This is a genomic window from Martinezella sp. CNPSo 3964, from assembly GCF_057784375.1.
The window spans coordinates 680046-698661 of the sequence record NZ_JBXSOW010000002.1 but is presented as its reverse complement, the minus strand read 5'-3'; the positions used below and the strand labels follow the sequence as shown (position 1 = coordinate 698661).

Genomic DNA, 18616 nt, shown 5'->3' with positions numbered 1-18616 from the left:
CTTAGGAGATGGCAGAAGGCGGTAACTCTTCTGATGTTGACCGGCGCCTATGGCAACCGCCGGGTCGGGCAAAGTAATGCGAACGCAGTAGGCTGTGAATTGGACTATTGTCGGTCTCGACCTGGTGCAGTTTTTTAGTGCTTATTAATGGTAACGCGTTGTAATAGGCGTTCTCGGTAATTTAAGTGCCGAGTTTTACAATCTGTGGCATGAGCCACAAGCATCGATGTTTGCAGTGTCGCTTGCCTTGGAGCGGCGATATCGATGCCGCTGCAGTCCCAGTGAGGATGCGGCAACGACAGGAGTGCATATGAAACGTCGTTATTTCGGAACTGACGGAATTCGCGGTCAATCCAACATCTATCCGATGACGCCGGATCTTGCCATGCGCGTAGGTATCGCTGCCGGCACGATCTTCCATCGAGGCAGTCATCGCCATCGTGTCGTCATCGGCAAGGACACGCGCCTTTCCGGCTATATGCTGGAAAATGCCATGGTGGCGGGCTTCACCGCGGCCGGTGTCGATGCCTTCGTTCTCGGCCCGATCCCGACGCCTGCTGTCGCCATGCTGACGCGCTCGCTGCGCGCCGATATCGGTGTCATGATTTCGGCCTCGCATAACCCTTATGAAGACAACGGCATCAAGCTTTTCGGCCCGGATGGCTACAAGCTCTCCGACGATCTGGAAATGAAGATCGAGGACATGCTCGACAAGGACATGTCGGAGCATCTTGCCAAGTCTGAGAATATCGGCCGCGCCAAGCGTATCGACGGCGTGCATGACCGCTATATCGAGCATGCCAAGCGCACGTTGCCGCGCGACGTGACGCTGCAGGGACTGCGGATCGCCATCGATTGCGCCAATGGCGCTGCCTACAAGGTCGCCCCAGCAGCTCTTTGGGAGCTTGGCGCCGATGTTGTGACCATCGGCAACGAACCGAACGGCACGAATATCAATCTGAATTGCGGCTCCACCAGCCCTATCGCCCTGCAGAAGAAGGTGGACGAAGTGCGCGCCGATATCGGCATTGCACTGGACGGGGATGCCGACCGCGTCATCATCGTGGATGAAACCGGCACGATCATCGATGGCGACCAGCTCATGGCCGTCATTGCCGAAAGCTGGGCCGATAGCCAGACGTTGCGCGGTAACGGTATCGTTGCGACGGTCATGTCAAATCTCGGCCTGGAGCGCTTCCTGGATGATCGTGGCATGTCGCTTGCGCGTACGGCCGTCGGCGATCGCTACGTCGTCGAGCATATGCGCCAGCATGATTACAATGTCGGCGGCGAGCAGTCCGGTCACATCGTATTGTCCGACTATGGCACGACGGGCGACGGTCTCGTTGCTGCGCTGCAGATCCTTGCTGCGGTGAAACGTACGGGCAAGCCGGTCAGCGAAGTCTGTCGCCGTTTCGAGCCGGTGCCACAGTTGCTGCGCAATGTCCGTATTTCCGGCGGCAAGCCGCTGGAGGACATTCAGGTGCGACAGGCAATTGCAGATGCAGAAAGCGAGCTTTCCCGTAACGGTCGCCTGGTGATCCGCCCATCCGGCACCGAGCCTTTGATCCGCGTCATGGCGGAAGGCGACGATCGTGGTCAGATCGAACGTATTGTCGGCGGGTTGATCGACGTGATTTCGAGCGTGCGTTCGGCTGCCTGAGCAAACGAAAGAAGTAATTCTGGAATAATACTATAGCCGCCTCATCGAGGCGGCTATAGTATTTTCAGCTCAAGAATGACAGTCAGCCTACTGGAACATTTCTCCAGGATAGGCGCCCCAAAGCTTTTCCTGCCTGACATAGCCTTTGGCGGAATGCTCTCGGACCGAAACTCGGCACCATGTTCCGGTGCAGGATTGCAGCGAAACCAGCACGCGCGGCTGCAGTTCCGCGATCGCCCTGGCGGCGAGATTTGGATCGGTGCGCAGCATGGCGTTCTTCGTCAGCCAGGGGGCGATTACGGCCGTACGTGTTCCAGAGAGCAAGGCGCTGTGCATCCAGCCGGTCACTCCGGTATCATCGCGGACCTGTCGCCAATGGCCGTATTCGTCGATGATTTCCAAGGGAAGACCCGGCTTTGTATAGATCCATTTCGTGGCATAGATCGTCGACGGACCGACGCGCATGCGCGCCTTTTGGGCTCGGAGCGAAACATAACGGGGGATCGGCAAGCCCGTCTCGCGCCCCTTGTTCCACGCAGTAGCCGTGGCGACTACCGGTTCGACAGGCATCGCGCCTGCCAGGGCGGCGGAGCTCAGGAAGATAAGAGCAAGGCCCAGGCCGGCCAATATTGTTCGACGGTAAGTCAACGACTTCCTCCTGAGTTATCTCCCGGCCGAAGTACTGTAATGGCTCGATTCTTGCCAATTGGTTTAGAGAGCCGGGCTTCGGTTCATGCCCAGACATAGCGCTTTTGTGATGAAATGAAGGAAGCAGATAGTCGTATCCCATTCTCTTTATTTAAAAATCAACGTTCTCTAATATATAAAATAAAGTATAATTCCTGAATAAACAGGGTAAATATTCGTAGTTAATCAGGTTTTAACTCCTTTTCATCATTATCCCTGTCATGTCTTTTCAGTTGGCAAGCATTTGCTGTGCCAAGGGCAAGAAATTTGGAGCCAAAGCCATGATGAAAACCCTGATGGGGGCACTTGCCACTTTGCTTGTCGGCACGTCGGCCTTTTCTGCTGATCTTTATACACCGGAACCGGTCCAGCCGGCGCCGGAAGTGACCGTTGCCCAATCCAGCGGCTGGTATCTGCGCGGCGATGTCGGCTATGCCTTCACCAACCTGCGCGGTGCCAACTACTTCCAGGGCTCCAACTCCAGCCTCGTTGATTTCGATCGCGCGAAGCTCGATGGCAATGTCACGCTCGGTGGCGGTGTCGGTTACCAGATCAACAATTACCTGCGCACGGACTTGACGCTTGACTATCTTTTCAAGTCCGACTTCAAGGGCTCCACGAAGGGCGATTGCGGTGCCTGCGGCCCGGGCTTTACTCCGACTGCGGCAACCTCGCGCGACCTTGCCTCGCTGACGGCCTACAGCTTGCTTGCCAACGCTTATGTCGATCTCGGCACCTACGGCATCTTCACCCCCTATGTCGGCGGTGGTCTCGGCGGCACCTACGTCAAGTGGAGCAACCTGAAGAACACTTCCTGCTCTGATGCGAACCCGGATTCCTGCGACGGAACGGTCACGCACAACGGCCGCGGCAGCTGGCGCTTCACCTATGCGCTGATGGCCGGTACAGCCATCGACCTGACCTGCAATCTCAAGGCCGATGTCGGCTATCGCTATCGCCACGTCCAGGGCGGCGACATGTTCGGTTACAATGAGAATGGTGGTCCCGGTTACGACAAGGGTCTGAACCTGCACGAAGCCCGCATCGGTGCCCGCTACACCTTCGGCGGCTGCCAGACCGCAAGCTATATGCCGCCGGCCGATATCCCGGTTCAGCCGCCTGTCTACAAGTAAGCAATATCCATTCCACGTTACTGAAAAGCCGCCCGGTTTCTCTCGGGCGGCTTTTTCTTTTCCCATTCCGTTAAGTAATTCTCCGCCACTTTAAAGCTTCATTAACCATGAATTCCCTATGGTTAATGAAATGAGAATGGCGGCTTCCCGGCATCGGGTCCTCTTTTGAGGGATATCGCAAGGAAGCGCAGGCCAGCCGATTCGACGCGCGGGCGTCACAGCCCGAGGATGGAAGGCGAGGGGTAATGATCCGTTTTGATGCTTTGGCGCTGGCCGCAGCGATGGCAAGCGCATCGGCGGGTATTGCCTTTGCGGCCGATGCAACACCGCCGGAAATCAAGATGCCGGAGGTCAGCGTCAAGGATGCCAAGGGATGGTATGTGCGCGGCGATGTTGGCTATGCGGTCAACGCCAGCCGCACGGATACGAGATTTCGTGCCTATAATCCTGCCGGCAGCGATTACAGCTCGAACAGCTTCGATTCGACGCGCTTTGGCGGCGATTTTTCCGGTAGCCTCGGTGTCGGTTATCAGTTCAATGATCTGTTTCGTGCCGATGTCACCGGCGATTTCTTCAGCGGTGATTTCGACGGCCGCATGTCGAGCAATTCGCCTTGTTCTGGCGGGCCTGGCGGCACGGGCTGCTCCACGAAGGCACATTCATCCTTCAGGGCCGGGAGCCTGATGGTCAACGGCTATGTCGATCTCGGGACCCTGGCGGGTTTCACACCCTATGTCGGTGCCGGTCTCGGTGCCACGCGGGTTTCCTGGAGCAACGTCAATACCATCGGTTCGTGCTCCAACGGCGCATCGAGCTGCGGCGGTGCTGCGTCGGTCAGCGCACGCTATTCCGGTGACAGCGACTGGCGCTTGACCTATGCCCTGATGGCGGGTGTCGCCTATGAGGTCGCGCCGAACGTCAAAGTCGATCTCGGCTATCGCTTCTCCCATATCGCCGGCGGCGAGATGTTTGGCGATTCGGCGGCCAGCACCGGCGGCACCACAGGGCGCGACGGCGCGCTGTCGCGCCATGAAATTCGCGTCGGCTTGCGGATCACCACCTGGTAAGGCCCGATGCCTACGGCGTCGCCAGTACGTAGGCGATGCGCCGAAAGAAATCCAGGGTTCGGAAGATATGGGCGGGAATGCGCTGCCAGGCGGGGGATTTGGCGGCGCGGTAGTCTCGACGCCAGCCGATCATGGTCGTTCTCTGCAGCCGGCTGAAACCGGCAATATTCGTGCGTGTGCTGACGATTGATATCTGCATATCCCAGCCTCGCTCCACGGCGACATCCCAGGGCAGCGACATGATTGCCAGCGATCTTACGATCTTTTCTGCGGCCTCACGCGTGACGAGATAGCAGGCCGTCGAGCCTTGCGGGCCGAAGAGGCAGCGACCGACGATATCTCCCTTCGCGCTGCGCGTCAGGGGGCGGAAACCATTCCAGCGATGATTGACGAGTTTGATCAGGCCGGCCGTGGGTGCGGCTGTCTTTGCCGCCATGGCGCGGGCCAGGAACTCGGTGTCGAGGGCAACATCGTCCTCGATGACGATGGCCATCTCGTCGCCGCTCGCCAGAAATCGCTGCAGCGCCAGCAGATGGCTGCGGTAGCAGCCATACTCGCCGGGCAGGATGGTGCGGCCGTGCCGGCGCTGGAAGCGATCGTGGTCGACATCGATCCATTGATCGCGCGGGATGAGGGCGCCGTCGACGCCGTCAACGCGCTCGAATCGAAAGCCGAACTCATCACTCTGTCGCTGGATCTCCGTCAGCCGTTCCGCTGCCCGGTCGATATTGATAAGATAGACCTGCATGGTCTGTGCAGGCGTGAAAGAGGTTTCGGCGAGTGCAGTAAGAGACATCGAGCACACTTATCATTTCCATCGGCGCAAATCAGCAGGCACCGAGCCTTATATGTTTACGCATCGGCACAGAAACCAGCTTTTGTGAGGCTAATTTTGGCCTAGTTCCATTGCGCGTGCCTTGCATCCCATCAAAACTTTCGCACGAATTCGTGATGAGGGCATCTGCAATTTTTGCTATTGCGCTCTTCGGCAGCTTCCAATATATCCGGCGGCGGGACACTCCTCCCCAACGAGGAGCTTTCTATCTGAGAGGATAGCATCATGACTAAGCTCGCCAAGCCGGACAACCGTCCGAATAATACTCATTTCTCTTCTGGTCCATGCTCGAAGCGTCCCGGTTGGACGCTTAACGCTCTTTCCGACGCGGCCCTTGGCCGTTCGCACCGCGCGAAGGTCGGCAAGGCAAAGCTGAAGCAGGCCATTGATCTTACCCGCGAAATTCTGGAAGTGCCGGCGGATTACCGCATTGGCATCGTCCCGGCTTCCGACACCGGTGCTGTCGAAATGGCACTTTGGTCGCTGCTCGGCGAACGCGGCGTCGACATGCTTGCCTGGGAAAGCTTTGGCGCAGGCTGGGTGACCGACGTCGTCAAGCAGCTGAAGCTCAAGGACGTTCGCAAGCTTGAAGCCGGCTACGGCGAGCTTCCCGATCTTTCCACGATCGATTTTGATCGTGACGTGGTCTTCACTTGGAACGGCACCACCTCGGGTGTCCGCGTTCCGAACGGCGATTTCATCCCTGCCGACCGCAAGGGTCTGACGATCTGCGACGCCACCTCGGCCGCTTTCGCTCAGAAGCTCGATTTTGCCAAGCTCGACGTCGTCACCTTCTCCTGGCAGAAGGTTCTGGGCGGCGAGGGCGCACATGGCGTCATCATTCTGTCGCCGCGCGCCGTCGAGCGTCTGACCACCTACGTCCCGGCCTGGCCGTTGCCGAAGATCTTCCGCATGACCAGCGGCGGCAAGCTGATCGAAGGCATCTTCTCCGGCGAGACGATCAACACGCCTTCGATGCTCTGCGTCGAGGATTACATCGACGCTCTCCTCTGGGCCAAGGATCTCGGTGGCCTGAAGGCGCTGATCGGCCGCGCCGATGCCAATGCCAAGGTCATCCACGACTTCGTTGCCGCCAATGACTGGATTGCCAATCTCGCCGTCAAGGCCGAGACGGAATCGAACACCTCTGTCTGCCTGAAGATCGTCGACAAGGATGTCGTCGCTCTCGATGCCGATGGTCAGGCGAATTTCGCCAAGGGTCTGGTTACGCTCCTCGAAAAGGAAGCGGTTGCTTTCGATGTCGGCCATTATCGCGACGCGCCGTCCGGCCTGCGTATCTGGGCAGGTGCGACGATCGAAGCTTCCGACATGCAGAAGCTGATGCCTTGGCTCGCCTGGGCGTTCGAAACGCAGAAGGCGACGCTCTCCCAGGCTGCTGCCTGAGGTTTGAAGCGTTTATGGCTCCGCCCCGGCGGCGGAGCCCAGCATCCCGAAATTCTCGTGTTTTCATGTAATTCCGACCGGAAAGCTGTTTCACATTTTTCGTGGAATTGCTCGTCTTAGCTGACCCATTTCAGGAGGCCTCCATGGCACCTCGCGTTCTCGTATCCGACGAACTGTCGGAAACCGCCGTCCAGATCTTCCGTGATCGCGGCGTCGAAGTCGATTTCCAGCCGCAGCTTGGCAAGGACAAGGACAAGCTGTTCGAAATCATCGGTAATTATGATGGTCTCGCCATCCGTTCCGCCACCAAGGTGACGGAGAAGATCATCGAAGCGGCGAAGAACCTCAAGGTCGTTGGCCGCGCCGGCATCGGCGTTGACAATGTCGATATTCCGGCCGCTTCACGCCGCGGTATCATTGTCATGAACACGCCGTTCGGCAATTCGATCACCACGGCCGAGCACGCTATTGCGCTGATGTTTGCCGTTGCCCGTCAGCTTCCGTCTGCCGACGCCTCCACCCAGGCCGGCAAGTGGGAAAAGTCGAAGTTCATGGGTGTTGAAATCACCGGCAAGACGCTCGGGATCATCGGCGCCGGCAATATTGGCACCATTGTCATTGCCCGCGCCCTCGGCCTGAAGATGCACGTTCTTGCTTACGACCCCTTCCTGTCGAAGGAGCGCGCCGAGGAAATGGGCGTCACCAAGGTCGAACTCGACGAGCTCTTCGCCCGCGCCGACTTCATCACGCTGCACGTGCCGCTGACCGACAAGACCCGCAACATCATCGACGCCACTGCGATCGCCAAGATGAAGCAGGGTGTCCGCATCATCAACTGCGCCCGTGGTGGACTGGTCGATGAGGCAGCCCTTGCTGCCGCCATCAAGTCGGGTCATGTCGCCGGCGCTGCTTTCGACGTCTTCGAAGTGGAGCCTGCCAAGGAAAGCCCGCTGTTCGGCCTGCCGAACGTCGTCTGCACGCCGCATCTCGGTGCCTCCACGACCGAAGCGCAGGAAAACGTCGCTCTGCAGGTCGCCGAGCAGATGGCCGACTACCTCGTCAAGGGCGCGGTTTCGAACGCCATCAACATGCCCTCGATCACCGCTGAAGAAGCGCCGATCCTGAAGCCCTTCATCAAGCTTGCCGATGTTCTCGGCGCCTTTGTCGGTCAGGTCACGGACGATCCGATCAAGGAAATCGAGATCCTTTATGATGGCGTCACCGCCGGTATGAATACGAAGGCTCTCACGAGCGCCTTGCTCGCCGGCCTGATCCGCAATCAGGTTGCCGACGTCAACATGGTTTCGGCGCCGATCATGATCAAGGAAAAGGGCATCGTGCTCGCCGAAGTCAAGCGCGACAAGACCGGCGTCTATGACGGCTATATCAAGCTGACGGTCACTACCGACAGTATGACGCGCTCCGTTGCCGGTACTGTCTTCTCGGACGGCAAGCCGCGTTTCATCCAGATCAAGGGCATCAACCTCGATGCCGATGTCGGCAACCACATGGTCTATATCGCCAACACCGACGTTCCCGGCATGATCGGCTTCATCGGCACGACGCTTGGCTCAGCCGGCGTCAACATCGCGAATTTCCAGCTCGGCCGCGACAAGCAGGGCGGTGATGCCATCGCGCTTCTCTATGTCGACGGCCCGATCAGCGATGATGTGCTTGCCAAGCTGACGGCGCATCACGCGATCCGACAGGCCAAGCCGCTGGTCTTTGCGGTCGACTGACCTGCCTGTTCCGAGGGGCGGTTGAGCTATCCAGTTTGCTCCTCCCAAGAGCCAAACCCGAAACCCGGCGCGACGCGAGTTGCGCCGGGTTTCCTTTGTGATTGCAAGGGTTGTGGATAAGCTAGGCAGATAGGCTATCGAGCTTCGCCAAACGAGCCTATCTCTTTGCCATGGAGGCATTGCGGAAGACTATTCTCGGGGAAGGGATGGGCACGCCGATCGAATGGCTGGCAAAGCCTGCCTCCGTGGCGATCGTGCTGTTTGCCCGCGCCATCACCGCCGTTCGGGCGATCTGGCCGGAGAGCGGCATGCGCACCCGCCGTTGCGTCTATTTCGCCAACCATTCCAGCCATGGTGATTTCATCTTGATCTGGACTGTCCTGCCGCCGCGTTTGCGCCGGCGTGTCCGGCCGGTAGCGGGCGCCGATTACTGGCTGAAATCGCCGCTGAACAGCTTCATCGGGCGCGATGTCTTCAATGCCGTGCTGATCGAGAGGGATCGCGAGGCACGCAAGGAGGACCCGGTTACGCAGATGACGCAGGCGCTCGATGCCGGTTCGTCGCTGATCCTGTTTCCGGAAGGCACCCGCAATCTCACCGACCAGCCGTTGCAGCCGTTTAAGAGCGGACTCTTTCATCTTGCCCAGGCGCGTCCGGACATTGATCTCGTTCCCGTCTGGATCGACAACCTCAATCGCGTCATGCCCAAGGGCGAGTTCGTGCCGATTCCGCTGATCTGCACCGTGACCTTCGGTGAGGCGCTGCATATCGGCGAGGCGGAGGAGAAGGCGGATTTCCTGAAGAGAGCCGAAGCGGCGCTGCTGGCGCTTGCGCCCAAGCGGGCGGGAGACTGAGCATGGAAGCGGCCAGCGCTGATCTCATTCATCTCGTCCTTGGCATTTTCGGCGTTCTGATCGTCGCCTCGATCATCGGCTATGTGCTGCAACAGCGGCTCTCGCCCGACGGATCGAACGCCGCGATCGAAAACCTGAATGCACGCATCAAGGCCTGGTGGGTGATGGTGGTGCTGATCGGCATCGCCTTCGTTGCCGGGCGTGCCGGCGTCATCCTGCTCTTTGCCTTCTGCTCCTTTGCGGCGTTGCGGGAGTTCGTGACGCTGATCAACACGAAGCGGGCGGACCATTGGGCGCTCGCCGCTGCCTTCTTCGTCGCGCTGCCGGTGCAATATTACCTGCTCTGGGCTGAGCAATACGGCATCTATTCGATCTTCATTCCGGTCTACGCCTTCCTCTTCATGCCGATCATCGCCGTGCTGCGCGGCGACACCGAGCGCTTTCTGGTGCGGATTGCCGAGGTGCAATGGGCGCTGATGATCTGCGTCTTCTGCGCCTCGCATGTGCCGGCGCTACTCACCCTGCATATTCCCGGCTATGAAGGCCGCAACGTGCTGCTGATCGCCTTCCTGGTGATCGTTGTCCAGCTCAGCGACGTCCTGCAATATGTCTGGGGCAAGCTCTTCGGGAAAACGAAGATTGCACCGCGGCTGTCGCCATCGAAGACGGTGGAGGGTTTTGTCGGCGGCGTCATCAGCGCCTCTTTGATCGGGGCGGCGCTCTGGTGGGTGACGCCGTTCACGCCGCTGCAGGCCGGTCTGCTCGCCTTCGTCATCACGCTCATGGGCTTTTTCGGCGGGCTCGTGATGTCAGCGATCAAGCGGGATCGCGGCGTCAAGGATTGGGGGCACCTGATCGAGGGGCATGGCGGGTTGATCGACCGGCTGGACTCGGTCGTCTTCTCTGCGCCGATCTTCTTTCATCTCGTGCGCTACTGGTGGTCGCTGTCATGAGCGGAAAGCTGAAAGCGCTTGCCGGCAGCAGCATCGTGCATGTGCTTTTCGCCTTCCTCGCCATGGGCGGCTGGGCCGTCTTTGCCAATCGCATGCACCCGATGCCGCGGCCGCTGATTGCGGGTTTCGTGCAAGGCGCGCTTTCAGGCTGCCTGACGCTGTTTCTGAAATCCGTGGTCGAAGCTTTGTCGCGGCGATTCAGCGGCCTTACACGCCTTTGGGCGCCGCCGCTGATCGCCTGTCTGGGCTCGGCAACCATCCTGATCGTCATCCATGCGCTGAGCGGCACGCCGGAAATTCTGAGGACCATCGCCGTGCCGTTGCTGGTCTCTTCCAGCTATGCGGTGATCTATAATTATTCGATATCGAGCGGAAGGCTGCGAAACCATGAGAGGTGAGGGGCCATGAGAGAAGAGGGCCAGGCAGGCAAGGGAACCGGCGACAGGCGGCCGCTGGCGAGCCGCAACACGCGATGGGCTCAGACGCTGGCGCGGGGCATGACTACGCTTTCAGTAACGCCGAACCAGATATCGCAGGCGAGCATGGCCATGGCGGCGCTGGCGGGAGCCTCGTTCTGGCTCTCCGGCGTGGCCGGCAGCGTCGGCATGCGCGTAGTCTTGCTGCTCCTTGCCGCCTTGTTCTGCCAGTTGCGCCTGCTCTGCAACCTGCTTGATGGCATGGTGGCGGTTGAGGGCGGTAAGGGCGAAGCCGATGGGCCGTTCTGGAACGAGTTTCCGGACCGCGTCGCCGATATCCTCATCTTCGCTGGCGTTGGCTATGGCATCGCAATGCCCGGGCTTGGCTGGGCTGCCGCCGCTCTTGCGGTGCTGACGGCCTATGTCCGCGAACTCGGGCGTGCCACCGGCAACCCCAGCGATTTCGGCGGCCCGATGGCCAAGCAGCATCGCATGGCGGTCGCGACGGCGGCGGCTTTGCTCTCGATCGTCGAGGCGCTGTGGAGCGGCGGCAGCTGGGTTTTGACCATCGCGCTCTGGGTCGTCGCCATCGGGTCTGCGGTGACCGTCATGCGGCGTGCGGGCAATCTGATCGGACATTTGAAGGCAAAGGGATGATTCGCGATTTCGCCGACCCCTTGCATGGCTTGGCAATCCTTTCTATATCCGTCCACAATTGAGGCTGGCCGCAAAGAGCGACCGAAGGCCCCGCATCATGAAAATTCGCCGCTTTTGCATGGCATGCGGCGGTCAGAAGCATGATCCCGAAAAGTGTGCAGCGGTTTTTGGATCAGATCGTGCGAAATCAAATCGTGAGAGCGTGAAGACTTCTCGAAAAAAGTCATCCCGCTCGGCAGCATCGAAGATCGTTCAAGACTGGCGGCAACGACCGTGAATACACTGGATTTTGATAAGAGGCCGGAAGATACCCGCGTCGTCGTCGCCATGTCGGGCGGTGTCGACAGCTCCGTCGTCGCCGGCATTTTGAAGCGGCAGGGTTATGATGTGCTCGGCATCACGCTGCAGCTCTATGACCATGGTGCGGCCGTGCATCGCGCTGGCTCCTGTTGCGCCGGCCAGGATATCGACGATGCGCGCCGCGTCTGCGAGACGCTCGGCATCCCGCATTACGTGCTCGACTATGAAAAGCGCTTCCGCGAAACGGTCATCAATCCCTTCGCTGAAAGCTATGTCGCCGGCGAAACGCCGATCCCCTGCGTTGCCTGCAACCAGACCGTCAAGTTCGCCGACCTTCTGTTGACCGCCAAGGAGCTCGGCGCCGATGCGCTGGCAACCGGGCATTACATCCGCTCGCGTCCGAATCCATCGCCAGAGCATCCGCACCGCCGCGCGCTCTATCGCCCGGCCGATGCCGATCGCGACCAGAGCTATTTCCTCTTTGCCACGACGCAGGAGCAGATCGATTATCTGCGCTTCCCGCTCGGCGGCATGCCGAAGGCGGAGACCCGCGCGCTTGCCGAGGAGATGGGCCTCGTCGTCGCCAAGAAGGCCGACAGCCAGGACATCTGTTTCGTGCCGCAGGGCAAATATTCCGATGTGATCGCGAAGCTGAAGCCGAATGCGGCGCTTGCCGGCGAAATCGTCCATCTCGACGGCCGTGTGCTCGGCCAGCACGAGGGCATCCTGCATTATACGATCGGCCAGCGCCGCGGCATTGGTGTTGCGACCGGCGAGCCGCTCTATGTCGTCTATCTCGACGCCCGCTCACGCCGCGTCATCGTCGGTCCGAAGGAGGCGCTGGAAACGCATCGCGTCTATTTGCGTGACGTCAACTGGCTGGGTGACGAGCCGCTGCTGCAGGCGGCTTCCGGCGAGGGCTTTGCCTGCTTTGCCAAGGTACGCTCGACCCGCGCGCCGTCCCCGGCCGTGCTGCATGCTGACGCCAGCGGCATCTATGTCGATCTCACGGTCGGCGAGGCCGGTGTCGCGCCTGGCCAGGCCTGCGCGCTCTATTCGGCACCCGGTGACGACGCCCGCGTCTACGGCGGCGGCTTCATCGAACGCTCGGAACGCGAGCCGATGGCAGAGGCTTCTCTGAAGGCACTGCTGGCAAGCCCGGTCGCGGCTTGAAGGGCGGATCATCTTGGTTTGGAGAAACCACTGATTTTTCCAAATCATCCGCTTGACACCAAGCCGAACCGCACCTTATAAGCCGCTCAACCGACGGGCTAGTGCTTTCGAGCGACGGTTCGTTTGACCTTTGCATTTGATGTTCAACATCAAGTGTGGCATGGCGGAGTAGCTCAGTAGGTCAGAGCAGAGGAATCATAATCCTTGTGTCGGGGGTTCAAATCCCTCCTCCGCTACCATATTTTCCTAATGAAATCAAATGCTTACCTCATTTACTGGGTAGGCCGCCGGCTATTTTCTGTTGTGCCTTGCCGAGCGCTATTTCCGTTGATTTTCACGCTTTTCGCCTTCATCTCCCGAAAGACGCTGCGCATCAGAAGCTCTTAGCGATCTGCATGGGTGCATTGGTCCGCGGGGAAGGCGGAAGGTAGACCACTTCAAACAATGGAGGGGACTGCATTCAAGAACCGGATGCTCCAATCCCCTTGGGGCCATCGAGACGGGCTACGTCGTCATCCAAGGTGCGTACCGCCGCTGCCAAGGTTGCCAGTGCCGACATCATGAGGGCATGGTCCTGGCCTTCCTGGGATTGCGACTGGGACAGAGCAAGAGCTCGATCGTGAAGCTGCTGGCTGATTGTATCAAGCCGATCGATAGTGTCTTGGTTCATAGCCGTCTCCTTCGCAGACCAATTCGGCAGAGCGCCATATGCATTGGGAATGCACGGTGCGGCTTGTTTGTTCCGGACGAACTTGATCGAGAGGGCGGTGACTGTGATCCGGGATATCACCGACAAGTCCATATCGATCAGGTTTGATTGGTAGCTCTTCTGGCGTCCATGTTTTGCAGACGCCCATAAGTATTGGTCGGCGAGGGATGCCCTTACACGAACTCGACGCCCATACTGTTGATTTTTCGCCAGCGCACTGCGCAGGCCAATAATCTCTCGTCCGAAAGTTGCAGATTGAAGGCGTTGGGTGCGGCGAGAGGGTTTTCGATTTGGATCATGGCGCCGGTATCGGACAGGTTTCGGACGAGGCAATCGAAGACCGAATGGCCGTCGTTGAATATGATTTTCGCGCCGAGAAGCGTTCGCTTTCGGGTGGCTACCCGGCCTTCGGGTGAGAATGCCGTCATCGCGTCGGCTCCTTGGTTTGTATTTTTTACTAATATGGCATGTTCTAATATCGAAGACGTTAACGGGAAGCGACGAATTGAGCGCTTTCCGTCTATCGGGGTGACGAAGGGGTTGGCCGATATCGGCATATTGCCGGCTGGATGAGGCGAGCGCAGCCCTGTGCATCGGCACCACCATGTCTTCGGGAGGTTGTCCTCGCGGCGTCATCGCAGGCGGAATATCTCAGCAGAGCCGGATGAAGGCAGCCATTGGCGAACAAGTCGCCGTCAATTGCGTTGTATTTTCAAACAGCCAATGGAAATCCATGCAACATGTCTTGCAAGACGAAACACGCTCTGGCACCGTGCCCCCATAGGGGATCGGGATTTTCAATGAGACTGTTTTTGGCAGCGGCCACCATGCTGGTGATCGCCAATTCCGCGATGGCTGCAGACGATGCCGTGAGCAATGCGTTCCGGGTCTGCAAGATGATCGACAATACCGGCTTGTTTACCGCGCCGTGCCAGGTTTCCAGCCGGAGGTACGCCGTCATGGCGACCATAGATCTGCCGAGCGCCGATGCCAGAAAGGCCTGTGCGCAGATTACCGGCGTGGTTACGTCAAAAGGTCTTCATTTCCCAGGTGGAGAATGGACCGTGCAGATCAAATCACCGACCAGCGGCGACAAGTCCATCGCATTTTGCAGATTGCCGAAATAGCCCGGTCAAGCCGAGGCGTTGAGTTCTTCTTCGGCATAGGCGAGCTGCAGTTCCATCTGGACCGCATGCATGAAGAGGCCGGCTTGCCGCGAGATTTCGCCGTCTTCCATTCCCTGTTCGCGCAAGTTGTTGGCAAAGATTGCCATTTCCGAACGCCAGAAGCGGTTTGCCGCCTCGCCGTGTAGCTGCTGAAGGGCTGTGGCACACCGCCTGACATCACTGGTACGCCTGTCGGCCGGGAATGGTAGAAGCGACATATTCTCTCCGTCATCGGCAGGGCGAATCGCCTGCCTCTGTTGGCAAGATCGCCGGCACTCGTTCATAAAAAGTGAATAATGTCAGAGAGATCCCACGTGGCGCGGGAAGGATGGGGTGATTTCACTGCATTACAGATATGCCCGCTTCCCGTGCTGCCTTGATCAAGGCCTCTCTTACGGCTTCGGCGGGGACGGCGCCAAGCATCGCTTCGAGGCAGATCCGCACTGCCGCGACGTAGTCTTCGCCATTTGCCACCGGCCAATGTTCCAGCAGCAGCTCTGCAACCTGGTGCACCGAATTGACGCGGCGGGTTCCGCCGTTCTCTCCCATGACAAGTGTAACAGCTGGAAATGGTCGTAAAGTGTTTCGTTTCAAAACGCATTACCTCCGAAACGTTCATGCTTCGGTAACACTGCAAGAAGCGTTCCGGATCGAACGCTCTCTGGCAGGTATCATCAAGGCTGGTTTCGTCCCCTGTCGTCAGGCGAGCGGTCGCAGATCATTCACTCCCGTAGCGGTCGCTCCAGCGCCGGATTATTGCACAAATCTCGTAGAGCTGGATGGGGCCTGCGTAAGCTTTGCAGGCACGCGGGCGTGGCGGCTTGATGGTCCTAGCCGAGCGGATTTTCATGACAAAGACGTCGGCTCTGCTCTCTGCAGCGGACGCCAATATTGAAGGAACCTGCGGACCAGGAATGCTTCGCGCGTATGAGGATCGACAGCGGAGTCGATATCGCAAGGGCGATCTAATCCAGTACACTGGCTTCGATACAGGCCTCGATGAACACCTTCCTGGCGTATTCGCAAAGAAAGGGGTCGGTCTCGGCTTCGAGGCAAAGGCTTCGGGCCGAATTATATTTTTCGCCTCTGACGGCCGGCCAGCGGAAAAGGAGGTGATTGCGGGCTTCCTTCGGGCTTCGGATTGCCTCCGGCATGCCATAGCCGATGCGCAGATAGACCGGCTCAGGCCAGCGACTGGCGCCGGCACTAAAGATCATTTTCATTTCGACGATGCTCCGACACTGCGACTGAAACTCCTGCCACGGCAAAAAGTTTCGCAATTTCCGGAAAATCGGTCCTCACCACTCTGTGAGAGCGGCGGGGCGCTAAGCGCGGTTAGTCCGCGGGACTATATGGCACCAACAGGAGAAGCACGAGAAGGCGCGCCAAGCCTGCGAAAACGATGCGCAGCACGCCTCGAAACAGGACGGCGAGGAGGATGGCTGCCAATAAAGCGACGATGATGGAGGTTTTACTGGGCAGATGGCCAAGCCTCCCGGGATGGGACCAGGAACCGTTTCATTCGCGAATGGGGTAGGGAAAAAGTAGTATAGCCTACTGGACCACCGGCATCTCGAGGGGGACACCAGCCTCCGACGCTGCGGCGACAAAGCTGTTGCGGGCCTCCAGAGGCTGTCCCTGACCTCTTTCGACGTCGGCACAGACCTGCAGAGCCATCATGAAGGCCTTACCCTCCGCGACAGGCCATGCGTTCAGCAGCATGTCCAACGCTTCTTTCGTGTTGGCGACCGTATAGACTTTTCCGGTGCGCTTGCAGATGACCATGATGGGATAATTCCAGTCTTTATTGTTCATGGCAGAAGGCTCCGATCCGACGCCGCCGAAATTAACGCTACGGTGTGCGAAATCTCAAGTTAATTTCAAGACGATATCTGGAGCAGTTCGGAACTGTTTCAATCGTCGGGAAATCAATTCGAGCGCCGGCGCGATCAACTTTCGCGTCATGACTTTCGACTGCGTGCTTTTCACAGGAAATCATTGCGCGGAGATTACTTGCACGGGGCGATGAGATCATAAAAGACTTGTCGCACAGCGCGGCCGACGGGAGAGGATTATGGGAAGCTTTGCGGAGATCAAGGAGCGCGCCGAGAAGCGCAAAGGTGGCGTCGACGGGCTGAGGGCGCTGATGCCCAAAGCGCCGAACCATGAGACCCTGCGTGCTCTGTCCGATGATCGGATCTTGTCGGAAATGACGTGCTACATTTTCTATGCGGGCTTTGTGCGCAACGTCATCGATTCCAAATGGCCGGGTTTCGAAGCTGCGTTCTCCGGCTTCGATCCCGTCTTCTTGAATCTTGCTCCAGATGACTATTGGCATGATCTGACCTCCGACACGCGGGTCATCCGCAACGGAGCCAAGATCATGTCCGTGCGGGCCAATGCGCAGTTCATCCGCCAGCTTGCCGACGCGCATGGCAGCGCTGGCCGCTTCTTTGCCGATTGGCCGCTTGCGGATCAGATCGGCCTTCTTGCCGTTCTGGACAAGCAGGCGAACCGGCTCGGCGGCATGACGGGTCAATACCTCCTGCGGGCGATCGGTCGCGACAGTTTCGTCATGAGCCACGATGTTCTTGTCTGCCTGCGGCTTTCTGGCGTGCCGATTTCGGAGACCAAGCCGACCAAGAAAGACCTGCGGCTGATCCAGGACCAGTTCAATGCCTGGCATGCCGAGACCGGTCTGCCGCTCACCTATATCTCGCGCATCTGCGCCTTCTCCGTCGGAATGCCGGGAGAAGAGGACGAGGCCTGATTGATCTCATCCATCGAATGATATTGGATCGGCGTCGCAAGACAGGAGGAGCAGAATGACGACCGACAGCAGACCCTTGGCCATCAGCGCGCCGGAGCCGCGCTCGCTCGAGCTGATTTTCACCAGGGATGCGTTGTCGCTCCTTCACGCGAAATATCGCATCATCGAGGCAGACCCGGACAATATCGCCGGACTGGGTGACGCGGTTCTCGGCGAGGCGCGTTACATCATTGGCCAGCCGCCCCTGTCGAAGGAGACGCTCGACCGTATGCCGCAGTTGCGCTGCATCCTGAACGTCGAGAGCAATCTCATCAACAACATGCCCTATGAGGTGCTCTTCGAGCGCGGCATCCACGTCGTCACCACCGGCCAGGTGTTTGCCGAGCCGGTCGCCGAAATCGGCCTGGGATTTGCGTTGAGTCTGGCCCGCGGGATCGTCGATGCCGATCTCGCTTTCCGTGAGGGCAGGGAGCTTTGGGGCGGTGATGGCAATGCGAAGGCGCGGCTCGTTGCCGGCAGCGATATCGGCATTATTGGCTTCGGCGATCTCGGCAAGGCGCTGAACCGCGTGCTTTCCGGCTTCAGGGCCAATATCAAGGTGTTCGATCCCTGGATGCCAGCATCGATCCTGAGGGAGCACGGTGTTCAGCCCGCCGGGTTGGACGAGGTGCTGTCGGGCAGCGATTTCGTTTTCGTGGTTGCCTCGGTCACCAGCGAGAACAAGGGCTTTCTCGGTGCCGATGCCTTCGCGAAAATGCGCAAGGGGGCGGCCTTCATACTGCTTAGCCGCGCGGATGTCGTCGATTTCGATGGGCTGATGGCGGCGGTCGCATCCGGCCATATCGTGGCGGCGAGCGACGTCTATCCCGAGGAGCCGCTCGGCAAGGATCATCCGGTGCGTAAGCTCAAGGGTTTCCTCCGCTCGGCGCATCGTGCCGGCGCACTCGACAGTGCCTTCAAGAAGATGGGCGACATGGTGCTGGAGGATATGGATCTGATGGATCGCGGATTGCCGCCGATGTGCTGCAAGCGCGCCGAACGTGAGACGGTATCGCGCATGCGCTCGAAGCCGGTCACGCGCAACTGATCT

At 59.1% G+C, this 18616-nt stretch carries 21 protein-coding genes and 1 tRNA gene; 14 read left to right on the top strand and 8 right to left on the bottom strand.

Annotation, left to right across the window (positions count from 1 at the left end; genetic code table 11):
- Positions 1 to 310: 310 nt before the first annotated feature.
- Positions 311 to 1663 (top strand): phosphoglucosamine mutase, encoded by a 1353-nt coding sequence (glmM, locus tag AC13Q5_RS09995; RefSeq protein ID WP_075851541.1) that lies wholly within the window; start codon positions 311 to 313, stop codon positions 1661 to 1663.
- 87 nt (positions 1664 to 1750) lie between these two features.
- On the opposite strand, the gene AC13Q5_RS09990 is transcribed toward glmM, so the two are convergent.
- Positions 1751 to 2311 (bottom strand): SH3 domain-containing protein, encoded by a 561-nt coding sequence (locus tag AC13Q5_RS09990; RefSeq protein WP_488501566.1) that lies wholly within the window; start codon positions 2309 to 2311, stop codon positions 1751 to 1753.
- Positions 2312 to 2631: 320 nt separating this feature from the next.
- Between AC13Q5_RS09990 and AC13Q5_RS09985 the strand changes: the two genes are divergently transcribed.
- Together AC13Q5_RS09985 and AC13Q5_RS09980 are read left to right on the top strand one after the other, a co-directional pair.
- Positions 2632 to 3483, top strand: a complete 852-nt coding sequence (locus tag AC13Q5_RS09985) for an outer membrane protein (RefSeq protein WP_075851539.1) — start codon at positions 2632 to 2634, stop codon at positions 3481 to 3483.
- A gap of 245 nt (positions 3484 to 3728) precedes the next feature.
- Positions 3729 to 4550 carry an outer membrane protein gene (locus AC13Q5_RS09980; protein ID WP_488501565.1) on the top strand — a complete coding sequence of 274 codons (822 nt, stop codon included), beginning with the start codon at positions 3729 to 3731 and terminating at the stop codon, positions 4548 to 4550.
- Positions 4551 to 4560: 10 nt separating this feature from the next.
- On the opposite strand, the gene AC13Q5_RS09975 is transcribed toward AC13Q5_RS09980, so the two are convergent.
- On the bottom strand, positions 4561 to 5346 hold the full coding sequence (locus AC13Q5_RS09975) for a glycosyltransferase family 25 protein (protein WP_075851537.1): 786 nt from the start codon (positions 5344 to 5346) through the stop codon (positions 4561 to 4563).
- Positions 5347 to 5610: 264 nt separating this feature from the next.
- Here AC13Q5_RS09975 and AC13Q5_RS09970 point away from each other — a divergent pair, with 264 nt between their 5' ends.
- The 8 genes from AC13Q5_RS09970 (at position 5611) to AC13Q5_RS09935 (ending at position 13120) form a co-directional block, all read left to right on the top strand.
- A complete protein-coding gene (locus AC13Q5_RS09970; RefSeq protein ID WP_488501564.1) occupies positions 5611 to 6789 on the top strand; it encodes a phosphoserine transaminase in 1179 nt (392 codons plus the stop codon).
- Between the two features lie 143 nt (positions 6790 to 6932).
- Positions 6933 to 8528 carry a phosphoglycerate dehydrogenase gene (gene serA, locus AC13Q5_RS09965; protein ID WP_075851535.1) on the top strand — a complete coding sequence of 532 codons (1596 nt, stop codon included), beginning with the start codon at positions 6933 to 6935 and terminating at the stop codon, positions 8526 to 8528.
- A 206-nt stretch (positions 8529 to 8734) separates the two neighbouring features.
- Positions 8735 to 9382, top strand: coding sequence for a lysophospholipid acyltransferase family protein (locus AC13Q5_RS09960; protein ID WP_457877986.1), 648 nt, complete (start codon positions 8735 to 8737; stop codon positions 9380 to 9382).
- A 2-nt stretch (positions 9383 to 9384) separates the two neighbouring features.
- Positions 9385 to 10335 carry a phosphatidate cytidylyltransferase gene (locus AC13Q5_RS09955; RefSeq protein ID WP_488501563.1) on the top strand — a complete coding sequence of 317 codons (951 nt, stop codon included), beginning with the start codon at positions 9385 to 9387 and terminating at the stop codon, positions 10333 to 10335.
- Entirely contained in the window at positions 10332 to 10733 is a 402-nt protein-coding gene (locus tag AC13Q5_RS09950; protein ID WP_488501562.1) for a hypothetical protein, read from the top strand. Before AC13Q5_RS09955 ends, AC13Q5_RS09950 begins: the two co-directional genes overlap by 4 nt.
- Positions 10734 to 10739: 6 nt before the next feature.
- Positions 10740 to 11408, top strand: coding sequence for a CDP-alcohol phosphatidyltransferase family protein (locus AC13Q5_RS09945; protein ID WP_488501561.1), 669 nt, complete (start codon positions 10740 to 10742; stop codon positions 11406 to 11408).
- Between the two features lie 273 nt (positions 11409 to 11681).
- Complete coding sequence (mnmA, locus tag AC13Q5_RS09940; protein ID WP_457877983.1) at positions 11682 to 12881, top strand: tRNA 2-thiouridine(34) synthase MnmA; 1200 nt, start codon at positions 11682 to 11684, stop codon at positions 12879 to 12881.
- A 162-nt stretch (positions 12882 to 13043) separates the two neighbouring features.
- Positions 13044 to 13120: transfer RNA gene (locus AC13Q5_RS09935), tRNA-Met, on the top strand.
- A gap of 221 nt (positions 13121 to 13341) precedes the next feature.
- Here AC13Q5_RS09935 and AC13Q5_RS09930 read toward each other — a convergent pair.
- Positions 13342 to 13551, bottom strand: a complete 210-nt coding sequence (locus tag AC13Q5_RS09930) for a hypothetical protein (protein WP_488501560.1) — start codon at positions 13549 to 13551, stop codon at positions 13342 to 13344.
- Positions 13552 to 13763: 212 nt separating this feature from the next.
- Positions 13764 to 14018 carry a PilZ domain-containing protein gene (locus AC13Q5_RS09925; RefSeq protein WP_092712235.1) on the bottom strand — a complete coding sequence of 85 codons (255 nt, stop codon included), beginning with the start codon at positions 14016 to 14018 and terminating at the stop codon, positions 13764 to 13766.
- Between the two features lie 384 nt (positions 14019 to 14402).
- Here AC13Q5_RS09925 and AC13Q5_RS09920 point away from each other — a divergent pair, with 384 nt between their 5' ends.
- Positions 14403 to 14717 (top strand): hypothetical protein, encoded by a 315-nt coding sequence (locus tag AC13Q5_RS09920; protein WP_488501559.1) that lies wholly within the window; start codon positions 14403 to 14405, stop codon positions 14715 to 14717.
- A gap of 5 nt (positions 14718 to 14722) precedes the next feature.
- On the opposite strand, the gene AC13Q5_RS09915 is transcribed toward AC13Q5_RS09920, so the two are convergent.
- The 4 genes from AC13Q5_RS09915 to AC13Q5_RS09900 all read right to left on the bottom strand — a co-directional run bounded on the left by AC13Q5_RS09915 (position 14723) and on the right by AC13Q5_RS09900 (position 16571).
- Positions 14723 to 14974 carry a DUF6074 family protein gene (locus AC13Q5_RS09915; protein WP_488501558.1) on the bottom strand — a complete coding sequence of 84 codons (252 nt, stop codon included), beginning with the start codon at positions 14972 to 14974 and terminating at the stop codon, positions 14723 to 14725.
- A gap of 121 nt (positions 14975 to 15095) precedes the next feature.
- Positions 15096 to 15350, bottom strand: a complete 255-nt coding sequence (locus AC13Q5_RS09910; protein WP_069611805.1) for a DUF982 domain-containing protein — start codon at positions 15348 to 15350, stop codon at positions 15096 to 15098.
- A gap of 371 nt (positions 15351 to 15721) precedes the next feature.
- Complete coding sequence (locus AC13Q5_RS09905) at positions 15722 to 15979, bottom strand: DUF982 domain-containing protein (protein ID WP_075851526.1); 258 nt, start codon at positions 15977 to 15979, stop codon at positions 15722 to 15724.
- 331 nt (positions 15980 to 16310) lie between these two features.
- On the bottom strand, positions 16311 to 16571 hold the full coding sequence (locus AC13Q5_RS09900) for a DUF982 domain-containing protein (protein WP_075851525.1): 261 nt from the start codon (positions 16569 to 16571) through the stop codon (positions 16311 to 16313).
- 259 nt (positions 16572 to 16830) lie between these two features.
- Between AC13Q5_RS09900 and AC13Q5_RS09895 the strand changes: the two genes are divergently transcribed.
- Together AC13Q5_RS09895 and AC13Q5_RS09890 are read left to right on the top strand one after the other, a co-directional pair.
- Entirely contained in the window at positions 16831 to 17526 is a 696-nt protein-coding gene (locus AC13Q5_RS09895; RefSeq protein WP_488501557.1) for a DNA-3-methyladenine glycosylase I, read from the top strand.
- 55 nt (positions 17527 to 17581) lie between these two features.
- Positions 17582 to 18613, top strand: coding sequence for a hydroxyacid dehydrogenase (locus tag AC13Q5_RS09890; RefSeq protein ID WP_488501556.1), 1032 nt, complete (start codon positions 17582 to 17584; stop codon positions 18611 to 18613).
- Positions 18614 to 18616: the final 3 nt, after the last annotated feature.

What these genes read in the sequence shown, in the direction of transcription:
- glmM (WP_075851541.1), top strand. Translation starts at nt 311, where the DNA reads ATGAAACGTCGTTATTTCGGAACTGACGGAATTCGCGGTCAATCCAAC.
- AC13Q5_RS09985 (WP_075851539.1), top strand. Translation starts at nt 2,632, where the DNA reads ATGATGAAAACCCTGATGGGGGCACTTGCCACTTTGCTTGTCGGCACG.
- AC13Q5_RS09980 (WP_488501565.1), top strand. Translation starts at nt 3,729, where the DNA reads ATGATCCGTTTTGATGCTTTGGCGCTGGCCGCAGCGATGGCAAGCGCA.
- AC13Q5_RS09975 (WP_075851537.1), bottom strand. Translation starts at nt 5,346, where the DNA reads ATGTCTCTTACTGCACTCGCCGAAACCTCTTTCACGCCTGCACAGACC.
- AC13Q5_RS09970 (WP_488501564.1), top strand. Translation starts at nt 5,611, where the DNA reads ATGACTAAGCTCGCCAAGCCGGACAACCGTCCGAATAATACTCATTTC.
- serA (WP_075851535.1), top strand. Translation starts at nt 6,933, where the DNA reads ATGGCACCTCGCGTTCTCGTATCCGACGAACTGTCGGAAACCGCCGTC.
- AC13Q5_RS09960 (WP_457877986.1), top strand. Translation starts at nt 8,735, where the DNA reads ATGGGCACGCCGATCGAATGGCTGGCAAAGCCTGCCTCCGTGGCGATC.
- AC13Q5_RS09955 (WP_488501563.1), top strand. Translation starts at nt 9,385, where the DNA reads ATGGAAGCGGCCAGCGCTGATCTCATTCATCTCGTCCTTGGCATTTTC.
- AC13Q5_RS09950 (WP_488501562.1), top strand. Translation starts at nt 10,332, where the DNA reads ATGAGCGGAAAGCTGAAAGCGCTTGCCGGCAGCAGCATCGTGCATGTG.
- AC13Q5_RS09945 (WP_488501561.1), top strand. Translation starts at nt 10,740, where the DNA reads ATGAGAGAAGAGGGCCAGGCAGGCAAGGGAACCGGCGACAGGCGGCCG.
- AC13Q5_RS09930 (WP_488501560.1), bottom strand. Translation starts at nt 13,551, where the DNA reads ATGAACCAAGACACTATCGATCGGCTTGATACAATCAGCCAGCAGCTT.
- AC13Q5_RS09925 (WP_092712235.1), bottom strand. Translation starts at nt 14,018, where the DNA reads ATGACGGCATTCTCACCCGAAGGCCGGGTAGCCACCCGAAAGCGAACG.
- AC13Q5_RS09915 (WP_488501558.1), bottom strand. Translation starts at nt 14,974, where the DNA reads ATGTCGCTTCTACCATTCCCGGCCGACAGGCGTACCAGTGATGTCAGG.
- AC13Q5_RS09905 (WP_075851526.1), bottom strand. Translation starts at nt 15,979, where the DNA reads ATGAAAATGATCTTTAGTGCCGGCGCCAGTCGCTGGCCTGAGCCGGTC.
- AC13Q5_RS09900 (WP_075851525.1), bottom strand. Translation starts at nt 16,571, where the DNA reads ATGAACAATAAAGACTGGAATTATCCCATCATGGTCATCTGCAAGCGC.
- AC13Q5_RS09895 (WP_488501557.1), top strand. Translation starts at nt 16,831, where the DNA reads ATGGGAAGCTTTGCGGAGATCAAGGAGCGCGCCGAGAAGCGCAAAGGT.
- AC13Q5_RS09890 (WP_488501556.1), top strand. Translation starts at nt 17,582, where the DNA reads ATGACGACCGACAGCAGACCCTTGGCCATCAGCGCGCCGGAGCCGCGC.